The organism is Priestia sp. MDV22-iso46 (assembly GCF_058629175.1).
The window spans coordinates 1,222,793-1,240,503 of record NZ_JBZVWT010000001.1; the positions used below are offsets into that span (position 1 = coordinate 1,222,793).

Below are 17,711 nucleotides of genomic sequence, written 5' to 3' on the forward strand. Positions count from 1 at the left end.
GATTTTACACATGTTTAAAAAAACACTTTATTTCTTATGTACAGGTAACTCTTGCCGTAGCCAAATGGCTGAAGGATGGGCAAAAAAATATCTAAATAACGATGAATGGGATGTACGCAGTGCAGGATTAGAAGCTCATGGATTAAATCCCAATGCTGTAAAAGCAATGAAAGAAGCTGGTGTTGATATTTCAAATCAAACATCTGATGTCATTGATCCTGAAATTTTAAATAATGCAGATTTGGTCGTTACATTATGTGGCCATGCAGCAGATCACTGCCCAGTAACGCCTCCCCATGTGAAGCGTGAACACTGGGGATTTGATGACCCAGCAAAAGCTGAAGGAACAGAAGAAGAAAAATGGGCGTTTTTCCAGCGTGTACGTGATGAAATCGCTGAACGTATTCAGCGTTTTGCTGAAACAGGTAAATAATTAATCAAGAAGCAGTCTATTTGTGTAGACTGCTTTATTTCTTCCTGAAATCTGTTTTATAATAACTGGGAATATGAGGAATACGTTATTAGTCTAACCAGATTTGTAGATTCATATACATACAAATTTAAAAATGCAGATTGTAATCGATTCTACTTCTATAAAAAGCGTCACTTATTGTTACTTATTTAATTTAACTTATATAAAAGTAAAAGTATAAACTTACTTTTTATAAATATAAGATATTCTTTTAGCTAGTTTGTAGAAAAACTTTCGCCTTTACAATTAGATGCGTTTATTGTATGATTACACAACAGGAACATTTGTTCGATGCTAAGGGTTTAGAGATGAATAAAGGAACACCGGAACAAACTAAGACAGTTAAACACAAAATTTTCTCGCACGGAGCAAAAACATTTGAGCCAACTCTTATTATTTATCGAAATACCTTGGCGTTTATTGTAAACGTAATAACAATCGGAGGTTTCAAATTATGAATGATAAAAAAGCAGCACTAGATATGGCTCTAAAACAAATTGAAAAACAATTCGGTACAGGATCAATTATTAAAATGGGAGAAGGCACACATACAAAAGTTGAGGCATCTAGCTCAGGCTCATTAGCTTTAGATATAGCTCTTGGAATTAATGGTTATCCCAAGGGAAGAATTATGGAAGTTTACGGGCCCGAAAGTTCAGGTAAAACAACCGTTTCCTTACACGCAATTGCAGAAGTACAAAAAAATGGAGGTCGAGCTGCCTTTATTGATGCTGAACATGCACTTGATCCGGTTTATGCAAGAAAACTAGGTGTAGATATTGATGAGTTACTGTTATCTCAACCAGATACTGGTGAACAGGCACTTGAAATTGCTGAAGCATTAGTTAGAAGTGGTGCTGTAGATATTATTGTTGTTGACTCAGTAGCAGCATTAGTTCCACAAAAAGAAATTGAAGGAGAAATGGGAGATTCTCACGTAGGTTTACAAGCTCGTTTGATGTCTCAAGCTCTTCGTAAACTATCTGGAGCAATCAATAAGTCTAAAACCATTGCCATCTTCATCAACCAAATCAGGGAGAAAGTAGGCGTTATGTTTGGAAATCCGGAAACAACGCCAGGTGGAAGAGCACTAAAATTCTATTCTTCCGTTCGTCTGGAGGTTCGCCGCGCTGAACAACTAAAACTCGGAAATGACATAGTTGGTAATAAAACAAGAATTAAAGTAGTCAAAAATAAAATGGCACCTCCTTTCCGCATTGCTGAAGTAGATATTATGTATGGAGAAGGTATCTCAAAAGAAGGAGAAATCTTAGATATCGGCTCTGAAGTAGACATTGTTCAAAAGTCTGGATCTTGGTTTTCATATAATGAGGAGCGTTTAGGACAGGGACGAGAAAACGCTAAGATTTTCTTAAAAGAAAACCCTGAAATTAGAGAAGAAATTAGAAAAAGAATTATTGATTTCAAATATAGTGATAATGTTAATAACGATAACGATAGCGAAAAAGAAAACCAATAAAAGCATAAAACACCTTTCCCACGGCTTGAACTGCCCCCCCATTATTAGATAAAAAAACTCTAATGATTGGGGGGTTTTTATGTCAAGACTATTGATTTGTACCTAAATAAACACTACTCATATAGAGAAACAGCATGAATCTTCTTGCAATCCATTGGTATATTTACAACGAACGCACCTTTCTCTTTGTTTCAATGAAATAAAAAGTATAATCAGCAGATAGTGAAGTGAATAATTTTTCGGCCTCAAATAGAATCCCAGCGAGTAACTAAATAAAGAATATCTTCTAAAAAGAAATTCTTATTAAAAAAGCCTAGGTGATACGATAGTAGAACTTTCTATTTCTGCCCCCTTCCATATCCATCGATTCGCTTTATCTCTACTTTTATTTAGGTACACATTATGATTAAGTTGATTATATTTATTTGAGTAATGAAGATTGGCCAGAAGCAAATTAGATTTTACTGAAACCATAACATTATTGTTGATAGTGTTATGAGTTGCATGATATTGCATCAGTAATTGGCCACCATCCATGTTCATCGTATCATTTCCATATAAAATATTATGTTCAATAAGAGTATTTATCGTCCCTCCACGTTTTTTATCATAGCCTCCAATGGAAATTCCTGTAAAACGATTCTTATAAATCATATTCCGTATAACTTGAACATTGCTAGTTTGTTTACCATAGTGTTCACTTGCGATTTCTATTCCTAGATCGTTATGACTTGAAACGTTATGCTCAATAATAACATCTTTTCCTCCGTCTACGTAGATTCCGCCAGCGGAGTATTCATATTTGTAAGCAGGGTTTGAATAACTGCTGACGTTGTAAATATGGTTTTCACTAATGAGTCCTTCACGGGCTCGGTCATATTTCTCAATAGGAGCTACTTTTTCAAAGCCAATTACGTCAATCCCAATATTATCAACGTTTCGAATTGTATTGGCATTGACGATAAAATCTTTAACATTCCCATTTAGAGTTAGCGCTTCACTAAAACCTAAGGTCAGGTTTTCAAGTAGGTTTCGCGATATTTTAATGTTTTCTAATGAACGCGGCGCTTTGGATCCATAAAAAGCTATTCCATGAGCGTTTCCATTTTTATGTGCAGTCTTAATATCGAAAATATGATTATTAATAATTCGAAGGTTCTTTCCACTTCCTTCTACTAAAATACCACATGGTGTATTTTGTTCCTTAGAAGTAGAAGAATGACCTATATTCAAACCTTGAATTGTTATGTAGCTCTTATTTTTTATGCTAACTAGCCCTCCATCTGTAGAACGGCTTTTTATTTTTTCTCCACTAATAAGAGGCTTTTCACTTTTATAGTTCCTGAAGATAATAGGCTTTTGTTTAGTACCTGAACGGCTAATAATTAATTGTTCATAGTAGATACCGCCCCTGATGTAAACGGTAGTTCCGGGCTGAGCTGCTTCACTTGCCTTTCTTAATGTTCTAAAAGGTTTGCTTTTAGTACCTAGGTTTTTGTCATCCCCTGTAGGAGAAACATAAATTTCATGATGTATTATAGGAGCTGCTGAAGGTTGATTAGCTGCCTCAACCCTTTGATTTATACAACACAGTAAAATAAGAAGAATACCAACTGCTTTTTTCATAAGATCCTCCTTAAAGTTAATGAATTTCACTTGCAAGATTTTTAAATTGTACTATAGTTCTTTTAATAAGGATGTAAATAATCGCACTATGTCTTATTATTTTTTAAAACTACAACAATTTTTACATTTAAAACGGAAAGTGCTAAAGTAATGCTAGAATGTGGAGGTTTGAGAAATGAATAAGGAACTTAAGTTACGACCTTTGGAAAGAGAAGATTTAAAATTTGTCCATGAACTCAATAATGATGCAAACATTATGTCTTATTGGTTTGAAGAGCCTTATGAAGCTTTTGTAGAGCTACAGGACTTATATGATAAACATATTCACGATCAAGGTGAGCGTCGTTTCATACTTGAAAAGGACGGGGATATGCTTGGATTAGTGGAATTAGTCGAAATTGATTATATTCATCGTAGAGCAGAGTTTCAAATTATCATTGACCCTACGTATCAAGGTCATGGTTACGCCATGGTTGCCACAAACCTAGCAATGAATTATGCCTTTTCGGTATTGAATATGCATAAACTTTACTTAATTGTAGACAAGGAAAATGAAAAAGCAATTCATATCTATAAGAAGGTTGGTTTTTCTATTGAAGGCGAGTTAAAAGATGAATTTTTTGTTGATGGAAGCTATCATAACGCTATAAGAATGTGTATGTTTCAAAAAGAATATTTACAAACCAAAAATAAAAACTAAGGTTGAACTAGTATAAGAGTCCTGGTCACTAAAAAAAGAAGAAAGAATGAAATTGGGCTTCTGCTATAGGGGTGAAAAATCCTGGAGGAGAAATGTGCAAACCATTTAAATATGATAACATTGTAAATTATAGAAATCATAAGGATGGTATTATGAGTACATTTAGTCCAACAGGATTGCTATTATTCTTAATAATTATTGGTTTAATAGGATTCCTAGCTTTTAAAGTTGTTAAAAGGTTAAAAAAGAAATAAGTAACAAGAAGGACCTGCTATCAAAACAGTAGGTTTTTTTAATAAGAAGATACATAATACCAGTTTTTATGTACTTTTTTTATTTGTTTAAAATCCCCGTTAAAATCGCTTTTTGAAGGTTTATTATCGTTTGGGTTATATACAAATCCCGAAAAATTGTCTATCATCCCACGGTATGTAAAGAAAAGAATTGATTTAGCCTTTCCTTTTGTTTCTACTACGATGTCGCCCCCACCTTTAGACAATTGAGTATACTCTTTAGGTAATTGAATAAGTGATGGACTATTAGGTACATTAGGTTTAATAACACCATTTTCTATTTTAGTTGCAACCTCTTCTCTCTTATCTTGATGGATTCTAAAGTTGAGATCTAAGTTGATTTGATTGAATGGAAAGAAAAACCATAATAAGATAGTAATGAGCTGAATAACAAACGGCTGCCACTTTCTATTTTTTAAAAGATGAATCAATGTCCATATAGTCATTATGATAAAGAAAGCATATACAAATAACCAAATAGGTAACATTAAAAATTCTGTTATAATATCAATCAGATCCCACTGGAACAATGACACTAAAATAACTAACAAACTACTAATTAACGATAAAAGCAACAATCGATTACGTTTCACACATTTTCCTCTTCCTAAAATAATTCTTTTTTAACCTTAATTATATATTAAAATCCTTATAAAGACGTATATATAATTCATACATAATCTGTTAACATAATCACTCTTTCAGAAAACATCATAAAAAAGAACCCTTGATGAAGGACGGGGACTGCCAAGGGCCCTTTTTCCGGAGTATGCAGCTTTTTATACATTGTTGACTGATCAACGTTTTCTCAGTAGGTGGATGAGAAACTAATGTATAAGAAGTGCACCTTTTATACATATGTTAATTTTAAAAAATATAGTATTTCCAGGTGAAATTGCCTCTTTTTTTAGTAAACTTTCATAAGATATTCTGATAATACTCAAAATTGAGAGGATGATCTATTAACGGATTAATCTGTTAATAGATCAGAAAGCAACCTCACTTTAATACCTGTGAATGAGATTGCTTTCTTTTTTTACGTATTTACTTTTTATTTGCTGTTAGTACATTTTGGAACAAAATACAATTAGAATGCTTTCAGACCTTGGGCATTTGCAACCCATTTTTTCTGTTTTTAAGCTGGATATGATATACAAATTTCTATTCTGCATGCTTATAAACATCCGGTCTCAGGCTTTCAAATATTGGGATGTATTTTTGTTGTTCTGTAACTTTCTGTATATGGATTTCCGCAGTTATAATCTCTTCTTGATCTCTCCCCTCTTCTACAATGTTTCCATTTGGATCAATGATCATTGAATGCCCCGCGTATGTGTTGCCAACATGATTTTTATTATTTACATTTCCTACACTGTTACATGCAATGACATAAACACAATTTTCTATAGCTCTTGCCCTCAATAGTGTTCTCCAATGGTTTATATTTCTGGTAGTCCATTGTGCAACGTAGAATATGACTTTTGCACCTTGAGACGTTGGGTAGCGTGTGATTTCTGGAAAACGTAAATCGTAGCATATAATTTGACTGGCTTTTATATTGTTAATCTCAAAGACATCTGGGACTTCATCTCCCCCTGTTAAATAATGATGTTCATCCAACATCGGCACGAGATGTATCTTATCCTTTTGATAGAGCAGCTTACCCGTTTTTGATACAGCAAAGGCTGTATTATAAATATTTTCATTTCTTTTATTTGAAACTGAACCTGCAATGATATTCACTTGATGGTTGATTGCTAAACGTTGAATAAAGGGAAAAGCTCTCTTTAAATCAATATCTGCTTTTTCTGCTACATTTTTTAAATCATAACCCGTATTCCACATTTCAGGTATCACAACAATCTCAGTATCTATATGAAGCTTTTCTTCAAATAAGGACTCAATGCGGTTTTCGTTTTGCTTAACTTCTCCTTCCATAATCTCCATTTGAAATAATTGTATTTTCATTTTTCTCCCTCTTATTCATATATAAATTTATAAATAGGATATAAATCACAGTTATATTTGACATCTTCGCCATGTGATGAAGAAATAATAGAAGGTTTAATTTCATCTATAATTCGCCCGCTATTAATATTTTCACCCATATCAACTGTAAACTTTCGAATCGGTGGATGTAAGGATTCAGCATTAGAAAAGAATAAGTCTCCAGTTAGCAGCACATTGTCATCTTTATGATGGTATATCACATGTCCTGGTGTATGACCGGGCGTTAAATATACATCTAAAGGTAACTTTTTAATGATGTTGTCACTTAAACTTTCAACTTGATGTTCCACGCCTGTTGTTTCCTTTTCTGCCTTGTTTGGATATGGCTTTTCGCCATTGATAAAAGGCGTTTCAATTTCGTGTGCGTAAATAGGAATATTTAAATTATCTCTTAAATACTTGGCGCCATTAATGTGATCTAAATGGCCATGTGTCAGTAAGATACTTTTGGGGATACCTAAAGATTTTGCTATATTTAACTGAGTATGTGCATAGTCTTTCATTCCGGTATCAATGATATGAACATTCTCACCATCTAGCACGTACCATGTATTGATTTTGACTGGAATTCCCACAATGGTTTTGTAAGTAAGTTTGTAAATATGGCTAGAGATTTGGACAAATTCCAATTGATGCACCTTCTTTTGTTTTATTTGACAATATAAGTTTAGTAAGAAAAAATAGACGTAACAAGAAGGCACAATTTTGTTACTAGCCATTGAGGTGAGAAAATGTCAGACTTTAAAAGTGATCAATACGGTCCTTGTACGTTAACTGTAAAACATGCTTGTCCAATTGAGTTAACGATGCATATTATGGGTGGTAAATGGAAAGGTATTATTTTATCTTTGTTATCAAAATCACCCATGTATTATAATGCAATGCGCCGTGAAATACCGGGTATTACCCAGCGCATCCTTACACTGCAGCTTAGGAATATGGAAAAAAACGGATTGATTGAAAGGGAAGAAACAAACGATAACCCTAAAAGGGTTTTATATTATTTAACAGATCTTGGAGAAAGTTTTGTTCCAATACTAAAATCTTTAGAGAAGTGGGGCAATGCTTATATAAGTCAGCAGGAAGAAGAATTAAAAAAATCTTAACGCTTTAAATAAACTCCTTAACTATATTTTACTTCTTTTTAATGATGCCTTGTTTTTTATAATGTAAGGACTTAATTAAGTGGTGTCCATGAAACTATACTAACTCCACCTCCTTTAATTAAAACGAAAACTTATTAAATGAGAAGAGCCTTTACCATGACGGTAAAGGCTCTTCATACGCTCTTCCCTGATGGGAATCTCTTGTTATCTTTATCTTTATTTTTAATTAAGGTCTATGAAAATCGACTGTTTTTTCGTCATCTCCTGTTCGTTCAAACCATCCTCTGAAAGCCCAGTTATCATAACCTCCATCGCCTTCATTAATAAATGTTCCTTCTTCAAATACCCAGACACCATACGTAATACCATCATAATCTACGGTATCAAAATATTGAACACCTTGTAATTGATCTGAATTATACCCTTGGCTCAAATTCATAACCATTACATTATATTGTTGACCTGACTCAAAGAATGCTTTTTCCATTGCTCCCTTGACGAAACCACTTCGATTGTCGGCTGTTTTAGCCGCATCTGCAATCGCTTGTCCTATGGCTACGGGATCAACTGTTACGTCTCCTCCAACTTCTGCAGCTTCTGCGGAGCCTGCAGAACCTCCTAAATTCGGTAGAGCTAATGGCGTCGCTAACACAGCTAAACCTACGGCAGAAGCTACAACAGCTTGTTTCGCTTTTCTCATTTGATCTCCTCCTATTTTTAGGTGATTCTTAGAACATTTACCCTTTATTACCAAACCAAAACAAAAAAGGTACTATAATTAAGAATAGGAGGTGGATAATTTTATTCTTTTGAAGCTTTTGTTCAACCAAACCTAAGCTTATAAGTTTCTTTCTAAAAGCTCCCTACTTTTTCTGCTATTTCTCTCGGTGAATATGGCATCTCATTTTTGAGCCACCACTCCACTGTGACGCCGTATTGGAAAAAGTTGAGGTAGCTCATTCAACATGATAACCAACTATTATTTAATGGATTTAGTTGCCAGATAACAAGGCATATATTCAGTGATTTTCCCCTTGTGGTGATGATCTTCATAAAGATCTTGTAGGGTGAATCCAGCTTTTAGCTGTCCTCCAATTTGAGTTTCTAAAGAATGACTAAACTGTACACCGCCATTCTTTATAAGCTCTTCATCATTTTCTACCGTGTTTTTAGTTCCATCATAAGGTAATTTATTAACCACTTGTAATGCTTTCTTACCTTCTCCAAATAAATAAAGAGCAGGGTTTGCAAAGCCAGATAGCAGAACGCCACCTTTTTTTAGAACTCTAAAACATTCTTGCCAAACGTGTTCAACATCTTGAATATAGCAGTTTGATACGGGATTAAAAATCATATCGAACGTCTCATCTTCAAAGGGAAATGTCTTACTCATATCGCCTTTAACTAAATCAATAGAATAGCCTTCTCTAGCGGACACCATTCTTTCTAATTCTAATTGTTTATCAGAGTAGTCAAACACTGTAACTTCTGCATGCTGTGCTGCAAAGACTGGGCATTGCTGTCCTCCTCCGCTAGCAAGTCCCAATATTTTTGCTTTTTTAAATGGAATAAACCAGTTATGTGGAACAGGCTTACAAGGTGTTAAGTAAATATCAAAAACACCTTGAGTTGCATCTACAAAGTCTTGATGATTAATAGCTAATGACCATTCTCCTCCAGCTGAAGCCCACTCATCCCACATTTTTGAGTTAATTTTTGTATAATCAGCTTTTTGTGACATAGTTACTCCCCCTTTACCTTTTTTAGTATTTTGTTTAATTTTACCATGTCACTAGAAGAATAATTTAGATGTACAAATTAATTTTTTCTGTTTCAGATAATTAATTTGTACTGGAGAAGTACTTAATAGATATTTTTAAAAATAAAAACACTCTTTTTAAAAATTAAAAGGGTGTTTTTATCTTAAGTATAAAAGCTTGTATATAAACAAGATACGAGTTTTATTTTTAATGACTTGTCTCGAAGCTTTCAGCCATCATTAGGTCATTTTTGTAGGCAGCCATTGCGAGTTCATATCTCACCTTTTGACCCGCTTCTACAAAATCTGCTTCCTTCACAAGTCCTGATAATGAATATTGGTGACCTTTAAAATCTACGTTCAGTTCAGTAATTTGATTGAATTGAAAGCTCTCTATAGGAATTCCATTCACATCTTTCAACAAATATTGACCATATTTCTCGTTACATGTTTGTGCTACTTGCTCCATTACTTTGAAGGCATCGTCCGGATTTTGCCTATAGTTGAGAATAAGACTTTCATTTACTCGGCGTCTTCCTCGGGTTCCGTTCTGTAGTTCCGTAATGTTGCTATATGAGACTGTATAGAGGTAACCGTCATACTGACGAATCTTTAAGTAGCGCATGGTGATTTCTTCTATTTTCCCTTGGCGGTTTCCGTTGAGAATAACATAATCTCCATGATGGATCTGGCGTTCAAACAAGTAAGTCAGTCCCATTATATAATCACGGATAATATGCTGGAGGATTATTGCCAAGGCACTGGCCAACACTACTGAACTAGTGAGTATCTTTCCGAAGTCAAAGAAATGGCTAAGCACATAAATAAAGAAAAAAGCCAGGCCTACTACTCTTGTCACCTGATTAGAAAAATGCATCAGCGTCTCTTCTCGTTTTTCATCTAAGAAGCTCGTTTTGTCAAAGAAAAGCTTAATGAATTTGCGAATAAAATAAACGATAAGTATAATCAGCAGCGCTACCGTTAAAACCTTTACGGGAAACTGCTGGAAGAATTCAGTAAAAACCAACCTATCCACTCCTTATTTCTAACACTATACCAAAAGAATGCACGTAAAAACAAAAATCTTCTGTTCTTCATAAACCTTAATGATAATAGCACGGTTTCATCAAAAAAAGAAGCGTAATCTATGCTTCTTGAAGTTGGGTATATTGATGATAATCTCTCAATTAATTGAAATTAAAGGGGTAAGGTGAACTGTAATAGACTAATTTTCTTCGTTTTTTTGTAGACTACTCTTATATATCTTTTGACTTTTGCAGGCTTTCTAATAAAGACATTCCTATATGTTCATCATTATTTCTACCTAGTCTATAATTAGCTAAAACGACGGACGCAACTTTCTTTTCTTTATCAATCCCTAAAAATGAGCTGAAGCATCCTGTTCCACCGCCGTGCAACACTACATTATTGTTTTTCTTTAAAAGCAACCATCCAAGACCCATATCAAACTTCTTTGTTCCATTCCCGTGTTTTTTATGACAAAAAGAAAGATATGGTTTATCTTCATACATATTTATTTTTGCGTATTTAAGTAAATCGTCAGCGGTTGAGGATACCGCCCCGGCAGGTGATATAAAATTTTCCTTGTCCCACTGCCAGTTGCCACAATTATTATTTTTGCGGTCATAACCCTGTAGATTATTATTTGAGCTGCCTAAACAAGTATCCTTTAGTCCGAGCTCATTATGAAAAAAGTCATTCATGGTATCCCAATATCCCCTGCCCGATACCATTCCCAACACGTACCCAATAAGTGAGATGCCGAAATTGGAATATTTCCATGAATAATCTACTTCTTTCAATTTATTACTTTCGATTAGCATCTTCATTTTGTTAAAATCCATATGCAGCGGATTATTTTTGTTCAAATCACTTCCGCCAAAAATCAAACCTAAAATTATTTTAAAATATTCCCGTTTATTTAAAGGTAAGCTTCCTGAATATCCAGAAGAGTGAGTAGCAAGGCGAAGCAATGTGGGATAATACGTGTCTTCTTTAATTTCTTTTATGTATTTTTGTATAGAGTCATTTATTGACAGCTTGTTTTCAGATACATACTTTGAGAGCAGCGATACAGTGAAAGTTTTCGTAATAGAACCAATTTCATAATGATATTTTTTTGATGAATCTATTTCACCGCCTTCGTTATAAGTTTTTGTAACAGGATCATTGTCCTTTAAGTAGCCAACGGTTAATTTTAAGTGTTTTTTTCCTTTACAGGTTTTATTAATTAACCGTAATGTTTCATCGCTGATTTCAAACATAATGATTGCTCTCCCTTATCCTTTATTTTTAAAATTTTAAAAGGATTAATCGATATGCTTTAAGTTAGATTAGCCTATCGAGTTTTTTTATATATTCTTTCTCATGTTATCAATTGCTTGAACTCTTCGACTTTCAAGCTCCCTTATTACTCTCAACTGTAATTCATTGTGATCATCATCCATTTTGATGTTGCCTTCTTCTTCAAATCCATCATGTTCTTCCCCATCAAAGCTATAGAGTTTCTTTAAAAGCTTCCACATTATTTCCAGCTCTTCAGTTGAGAACTTTTTAAAAAGTTCTTCCAAAAAGAAAATTCCTTTTTCTGAGACAACAAGCAGTGCCACTTTTCCCGCTTTTGTAATTTTTACGTTAACTGCACGCTTGTCTTTACTGCTAGGAACTACGTCAACATAACCCTTCTTTTCCATAATGGTAATTAACTGTTTGACGCTTTGTTTTGTGGTTCCTAATTTTCTAGCGATATTATTCAATGTTGTTTCATCTTCAGGTAAATGAGCAATTGCCACCATCGCCATATGCTGTCTTGATGTTAAAAGTTCAAGAGATTTATCACCTTTTACTTGGATTTTATTTGCCAGAGAAAATAAAGTAGCGTAAGTTTGCTGCATTAAGAAAAGCTCTTTATAAATATCCATATTCAGCCTCCATTTTAGACAATATAATGTCTAAAATAAGAGTATTACACTTCGAGAATTTAGTCAATATATTGTCTATTTTATTTTAGAAACATTCGGATTATGTGAACAAATAAAAAAGCAAACTCCCTATCACCAGAGGTTGCTTTTTATCTTATTTTAATTTTGACAATTCTAAGGAGACTATTCTGTTACACTAAATTAGGCAAAGAAATAGTGGCCGCTCGTAACCAAAAGTTGTCCTTTCTTTATCTAATTAGATAACTAAAAAGGCAATCTAATTTAATATTACTCTAAAAAAATGTAAGAAAACCGATATGAAGTAAAGGAGAAAAAACATGAACCAACACACACAACCTTTAAACCAGATATCAAAACGTGTATTAAGGGATAAAAACCAACAAAAGCAGCAAGTTGATCTTCAGAGTCACTGAAAATCAACTTGCTGTTTTTTTGTATTGTTCATTAATATTTTTAATTATAATGATCACTTATCTATATTTTACTAATAATAAACCGTCTTTTATAGTTAAAATATACACTTCTTGTGTGAAGCTGCGCTTGATAAGAATTCATATTGGAGATGAAATGTATGATAACTATAAATAAAGCCCAAAAGCAGAATCTATTTTCACGAACAAATGCTAAAACATCATCTACTGTTTCTTTATGGACTGGAGGAGTTGCTTTTACTTTTCTTTTTGCTTTACTTGCTTATGGCTTAGCGAAAGTCCCAGGGTTTAATCATATCGGTCCACTAGCCTGTTCAATTATAATGGCAGTCATTTATCGTCAAATTTGGGGGTACCCTGAAAAAATAAGATCTGGAATTGAATTTTCTTCTAAAAAGCTGTTACGCTATGCGATTGTTTTATATGGACTAAAGCTTAATATTGATGTTGTTATTCATCACGGGTTAGGATTGTTACTTCGCGATGTGGGAACGGCTGTATTTGCGATTGTTTTAACGGTTTTTCTAGCCAAATGGATGAAGGCTGATAGTGGTTTATCCCTTCTTTTAGGGATAGGAACAGGAATATGCGGTGCCGCAGCTATTGCGTCTGTTTCTCCGATTGTAAAAGCAAAAGAAGAAGATACAGCTATCGGAGCTGGTGTTATTGCTTTAGTGGGAACCCTATTTGCGATTGGATATACCATTTTAAGACCTTATATACATTTAACAAATATTCAATATGGAATTTGGTCAGGCGTAGGTCTCCATGAAATTGCCCATGTAGCTCTAGCTGCAGCACCGGCTGGACGCGATGCCCTAGCTATTGGACTGTTGGCTAAGTTAGGCAGAGTGCTCTTACTTGTGCCATTAAGCTTTATCTTAATGTACTGGATGAAGCGAACAGGAAAAATTGAAAAGGATACGAAGATTGAATTCCCTTGGTTTTTAATAGGTTTTATAATCATGAGTATTTTTGGGAGTTATGTCGTCGGTAAGTATTTTATAATACCTAAAACGATCATGAATGATATTTCAACTCTAACTACCTTTCTTTTAACAATGGCTATGGTCGGCTTAGGGTTAAATGTAAGTATGAAGGCTCTTCGAACAAAAGCATTAAAGCCGTTGATTGCGATGTTTATTACCTCTATACTCTTATCATTCCTTACATTTTGGACGATGTAAAGATAAGTAAATTAGAATAATTAAGTAACAACTAATACTTCCTATACAACTGTTAATGTGAAAAAAGTTTCTTATTTATCATGTTTTAAATCTCTTCCCAAATTTATGGATTAATTATAGAGAACTCTAAACCTATAACCTAAATACTAATGGTAGTTCCCTCTCTAATAAACAGTTTCACTTAAAAAACAATCTTTATTGCAGTAAGTAGTGCTGTAAGATGCGCTGTATTTGTATATACTAGGGGTTGTACTGCTGAACTTGATGTTGTTTTAAGAGCAGCAAGCGGATGAAAAGCCAAAGCATCTCCTGCCCATGGAATACAGTAAAACAGAGACACATTTAGAAAATACATTGACGCCTCTGAATCAGTCATGGTATAAACACAATAGGAGAGTTTAGTGCTTAAAAGCATAAAAGCGATAAAGTTTAAAATAATACTCATATAAATGAATACATAGGAGGAAACAACTACCATGGAACATAATGGCAAAATTATAGACTGTACCATTCGTGACGGAGGTTTAATTAATAATTGGGATTTTAGCGTTGAATTTGTGCAAGACTTATATAACGGCCTAAGCGCAGCCGGCGTTGAATATATGGAGATCGGTTATAAAAATTCACCTAAGCTTCTTCAAGCAACCGAGCCCAATCCATGGAGATTTCTTGACGATAACTTTCTCAAAGAAATTATCCCTGAGAAAAAGTTTACGAAGCTATCTGCCTTAGTAGATATTGGGCGTGTAGACCCAAACGACATCCTGCCGCGTGAACAAAGTATGTTAGATATGATTCGAGTGGCATGCTATATTCGCGAAGTAGATAAAGGCTTAGAGCTTATAAAAATGTTTCACGATTTGGGCTATGAGACTTCACTTAACATTATGGCACTATCTAGCGTACCGGAAAATCAGCTTATTGAAGCATTTGAAATGGTAAAGAAAAGCCCTGTAGATGTTGTATATATCGTTGACTCCTTTGGAAGCCTAGACCCTGCGGATATTGAGCATCAAGTGAAAAAGTTTCAAGCCATGATTCCTAGCAAACAGCTTGGTATCCATACGCATAACAACATGCAGCTAGCTTTTGCTAATACATTAACTGCGATGCGTAATGGCGTTACATTCCTTGATTCATCTGTTTATGGTATGGGCCGTGCAGCTGGCAACTGTAACACAGAGCTGCTTGTTAGCTACATACCAAAACCAAGCTATGAGATAAAACCGATTCTTGGCGTAATTGAAAAGCATATGCTTGAAATGCGTCAAAAGTGGGAATGGGGCTATATCATTCCTTACATGATTTCTGGTGTACTGAATGAACATCCACGTGTTGCTATGGCTTACCGTGATAGCGAGGATCGTGACAAATTCGTAGATTTTTATGACAAAGTAACGTCTCCAGAAGTTACTACGTCTCCAGCATCAAAATAAGTTAAAATGCTAAAAGTACCTCTGTTAATCGGGGTACTTTTTTGTTTTCGTACAAAAAGCCCATGATTGTATAGCATATACTTAAACTTTGATAACCTCGATCTCGACAATTAGCTAAATGTAAGCAGTCTTGCTCTTCTTAAACTATTATTTATGTATATAAACCGGCGTTCCAATAGGAACTGCAGAGGAAAGTTCTAGAATATCTTCATTGTCCATTCTGACACATCCATGTGACATATCTCTGCCAATAGAAGCTGGATCATTAGTCCCGTGTATTCCATATGTAGGTTTTGACAGTCCCATCCATAAGGGACCAAATACAGCTGGAGGGGTAGTATCTTTATTAATAATTTTAAATTTTCCAGTTGGAGTTGGAGTGATCATTTTCCCTACAGCAATAGGATATGTCTTTACTAATTTAGCTCCATCATATAGTTTTAATTGATGCTGCTTTATTGAGACATCTATCCTTTTTGCCATAGCACTACCTCCAATCTCTTATAAGTTGCTATAAATAGAATTTTTTTATTGTTAACCACGTATATCGAATAACTGTTAACTGAAAAATATCTAAATTGATCCATAAAAATTAGTACTATTTATACCGTTCTAATAGTGAAAAATTTCTTTAAAAGCCAAGGCCCTGGCGTAAATCCAAGCGTTAATTGCCAAGCTCCTATTGCTTGCAAACCAAATTTACGAACTAACACCATTTTTTCACTCATGCTTCTTACATCTTCAAACCATACTTCATGCATCTGTCCCGCTTGATCTCTATACTGAAAAAATGGTGATTTATACTCCTTAGAATATTGGATGGGAGACTGATATCTCATCGCTGTTTTAATCGCATTTTGATTGGATATAGCGGATGCTACTGTGCCAGGCTTGTAAGGAATTGACCAGTTATATCCATACAAAGGGACTCCAATGATAAGTTTTCTTCGCGGAACACTTTTTATGGCAAATTCTATTGTTCTTTTTACTTCAGTAATAGGTGCAACAGGCCCTGGTTCACTGCCTGCATGATGCCAATCATATGCCATAATGAACATATAGTTAACAACGGCACCTATTCCCCCGTAATCATATCCTTTTAACCAAGGAATATCTTCGCTTGTCTTGGCTGGAACCGCTATGGTCAGCACGTATCCGGCAGGTTTTAAACGTTCACCCAGCTGACGTAAAAATCCTGTAAAAAGATCTCTATCCTCGGCCTTTACACGTTCAAAATCAATATTCACCCCGCCGTAGCCTTTTCTAGATACTAAATAAAAAATATTATTCACAAGATTGTTTCTTGCCTGAGGATTGTTTAAAACTTGGTGGGCAAGATCAGAACTAAATCCTTCAGAAGTTAGATTAGTAATCGTAACTAACGGTGTAACTCGGTTTTTCCAAGTCGTTTCAATCGCTACTAAATCGTTTAAATTATTCATGATATCTCCATTGCTGCCAAAATGATATTCAAAGATAGAAATGGACGAGGAATAAGTTGCAAAATCAGTAATTAAACTGCGATCTAACTCTGGATTTCGAACAGCATAGTATTGCAGTGTACCTGCAATGTAGTTTGATATGTTAGGAATTTTTATTTTCATTCCCACCTGCAAATAATTATAATGGACTGAAGGATTAGCCCTTTTTAATTGTTCTAGGGACACATAAGCTTTTTTAGCAATGCTGCTCATTGTATCACCAGGTTGAACTCTGTATACATAAGAAGCTATAAGTAAGGCTTGACCTGGAACAATATTCGTTTCTTCTAACCCATTCACACTCCTAAGCTGCGCAATGGGATAATCATATCTACTGCTTATTAAAGACAGGGTATCACCAGGTTGAACTATATGAACAAACATGTTTTCTCCTCCTATGTACTCTTTATCGAATTATGTTTTATTCCGTGACAAGTTTAAAGAAGCCATTCAATAAATGTATATGAGTATTGTTTGTTTATATAACTGAGTTAATTGAGGGGGGAACCTTTTTACACACTCCCCCCTCCATTGCGCCCCTAATATGGGTAGAAATGTTCCAAAGATTATGTCAAAATCTATGTATCATAAACGTATGCTTTTAGCGTACTTGAAAAAGGATGATTGTTTGTCAGGTAGGATTACGTTAAGAAATAAAACTATTTTAAACAATATAAACAACGCGGCGATTAATGTTAGTCTTAATGAATAATTAAAATCGAAAAACCTTCCCCTCTGTTAGGTAGAAGGTCATTCGTGTAATTGAA

General features: G+C 34.5%; 18 protein-coding genes. 7 read left to right on the forward strand and 11 right to left on the reverse strand.

The annotated features are described in order from the left end of the window. Positions 1-10: 10 nt before the first annotated feature. From arsC to recA, 3 genes are all read left to right on the forward strand, one after another. Positions 11-433, forward strand: coding sequence for an arsenate reductase (thioredoxin) (arsC, locus tag AC4NPH_RS06330; RefSeq protein WP_354315608.1), 423 nt, complete (start codon positions 11-13; stop codon positions 431-433). A 302-nt stretch (positions 434-735) separates the two neighbouring features. Further along, positions 736-930 (forward strand): hypothetical protein, encoded by a 195-nt coding sequence (locus AC4NPH_RS06335; RefSeq protein WP_055990421.1) that lies wholly within the window; start codon positions 736-738, stop codon positions 928-930. After that, on the forward strand, positions 927-1,952 hold the full coding sequence (gene recA / locus AC4NPH_RS06340) for a recombinase RecA (protein WP_013056446.1): 1,026 nt from the start codon (positions 927-929) through the stop codon (positions 1,950-1,952). The genes AC4NPH_RS06335 and recA overlap by 4 nt, the downstream gene beginning before the upstream one ends. A 303-nt stretch (positions 1,953-2,255) precedes the next feature. Here recA and AC4NPH_RS06345 read toward each other — a convergent pair whose 3' ends face one another. Next, positions 2,256-3,578 carry a right-handed parallel beta-helix repeat-containing protein gene (locus tag AC4NPH_RS06345; protein ID WP_063671206.1) on the reverse strand — a complete coding sequence of 441 codons (1,323 nt, stop codon included), beginning with the start codon at positions 3,576-3,578 and terminating at the stop codon, positions 2,256-2,258. Positions 3,579-3,753: 175 nt separating this feature from the next. Here AC4NPH_RS06345 and speG point away from each other — a divergent pair, with 175 nt between their 5' ends. Next, entirely contained in the window at positions 3,754-4,278 is a 525-nt protein-coding gene (gene speG, locus AC4NPH_RS06350; protein ID WP_013056444.1) for a spermidine N1-acetyltransferase, read from the forward strand. A 292-nt stretch (positions 4,279-4,570) separates the two neighbouring features. Here speG and AC4NPH_RS06355 read toward each other — a convergent pair whose 3' ends face one another. From AC4NPH_RS06355 to AC4NPH_RS06365, 3 genes are all read right to left on the reverse strand, one after another. Then, on the reverse strand, positions 4,571-5,164 hold the full coding sequence (locus tag AC4NPH_RS06355; protein WP_013056443.1) for a hypothetical protein: 594 nt from the start codon (positions 5,162-5,164) through the stop codon (positions 4,571-4,573). Positions 5,165-5,732: 568 nt separating this feature from the next. Then, positions 5,733-6,539: a carbon-nitrogen family hydrolase gene (locus AC4NPH_RS06360; protein WP_013056442.1), complete on the reverse strand. Its 807-nt coding sequence runs from the start codon at positions 6,537-6,539 to the stop codon at positions 5,733-5,735. Between the two features lie 11 nt (positions 6,540-6,550). After that, a complete protein-coding gene (locus AC4NPH_RS06365; protein WP_029324417.1) occupies positions 6,551-7,210 on the reverse strand; it encodes an MBL fold metallo-hydrolase in 660 nt (219 codons plus the stop codon). A 102-nt stretch (positions 7,211-7,312) separates the two neighbouring features. Here AC4NPH_RS06365 and AC4NPH_RS06370 point away from each other — a divergent pair, with 102 nt between their 5' ends. Then, positions 7,313-7,687: a winged helix-turn-helix transcriptional regulator gene (locus AC4NPH_RS06370; RefSeq protein WP_013056440.1), complete on the forward strand. Its 375-nt coding sequence runs from the start codon at positions 7,313-7,315 to the stop codon at positions 7,685-7,687. A 226-nt stretch (positions 7,688-7,913) separates the two neighbouring features. Here the strand turns inward: AC4NPH_RS06370 and AC4NPH_RS06375 are convergent, their stop codons facing one another. From AC4NPH_RS06375 to AC4NPH_RS06395, 5 genes are all read right to left on the reverse strand, one after another. Next, complete coding sequence (locus AC4NPH_RS06375) at positions 7,914-8,387, reverse strand: stress protein (RefSeq protein ID WP_098197171.1); 474 nt, start codon at positions 8,385-8,387, stop codon at positions 7,914-7,916. Between the two features lie 279 nt (positions 8,388-8,666). Beyond that, complete coding sequence (locus tag AC4NPH_RS06380; RefSeq protein ID WP_279824900.1) at positions 8,667-9,428, reverse strand: class I SAM-dependent methyltransferase; 762 nt, start codon at positions 9,426-9,428, stop codon at positions 8,667-8,669. A 226-nt stretch (positions 9,429-9,654) separates the two neighbouring features. Continuing rightward, positions 9,655-10,473, reverse strand: coding sequence for a mechanosensitive ion channel family protein (locus tag AC4NPH_RS06385; RefSeq protein ID WP_013056437.1), 819 nt, complete (start codon positions 10,471-10,473; stop codon positions 9,655-9,657). 229 nt (positions 10,474-10,702) lie between these two features. Continuing rightward, positions 10,703-11,731 (reverse strand): serine hydrolase domain-containing protein, encoded by a 1,029-nt coding sequence (locus AC4NPH_RS06390; protein WP_013056436.1) that lies wholly within the window; start codon positions 11,729-11,731, stop codon positions 10,703-10,705. Between the two features lie 87 nt (positions 11,732-11,818). Continuing rightward, on the reverse strand, positions 11,819-12,388 hold the full coding sequence (locus AC4NPH_RS06395) for a MarR family winged helix-turn-helix transcriptional regulator (RefSeq protein ID WP_013056435.1): 570 nt from the start codon (positions 12,386-12,388) through the stop codon (positions 11,819-11,821). A gap of 592 nt (positions 12,389-12,980) precedes the next feature. Between AC4NPH_RS06395 and AC4NPH_RS06400 the strand changes: the two genes are divergently transcribed. Continuing rightward, complete coding sequence (locus AC4NPH_RS06400) at positions 12,981-14,027, forward strand: YeiH family protein (RefSeq protein ID WP_013056434.1); 1,047 nt, start codon at positions 12,981-12,983, stop codon at positions 14,025-14,027. 476 nt (positions 14,028-14,503) lie between these two features. After that, positions 14,504-15,463: an aldolase catalytic domain-containing protein gene (locus tag AC4NPH_RS06405; RefSeq protein WP_013056433.1), complete on the forward strand. Its 960-nt coding sequence runs from the start codon at positions 14,504-14,506 to the stop codon at positions 15,461-15,463. A gap of 147 nt (positions 15,464-15,610) precedes the next feature. Here the strand turns inward: AC4NPH_RS06405 and AC4NPH_RS06410 are convergent, their stop codons facing one another. After that, the gene (locus AC4NPH_RS06410; RefSeq protein ID WP_013056432.1) at positions 15,611-15,946 is read right to left on the reverse strand and encodes a L,D-transpeptidase; all 336 of its coding nucleotides are present in this window, start codon (positions 15,944-15,946) and stop codon (positions 15,611-15,613) included. A 119-nt stretch (positions 15,947-16,065) separates the two neighbouring features. After that, positions 16,066-17,328: a glycoside hydrolase family 18 protein gene (locus tag AC4NPH_RS06415; protein WP_013056431.1), complete on the reverse strand. Its 1,263-nt coding sequence runs from the start codon at positions 17,326-17,328 to the stop codon at positions 16,066-16,068. Positions 17,329-17,711: the final 383 nt, after the last annotated feature.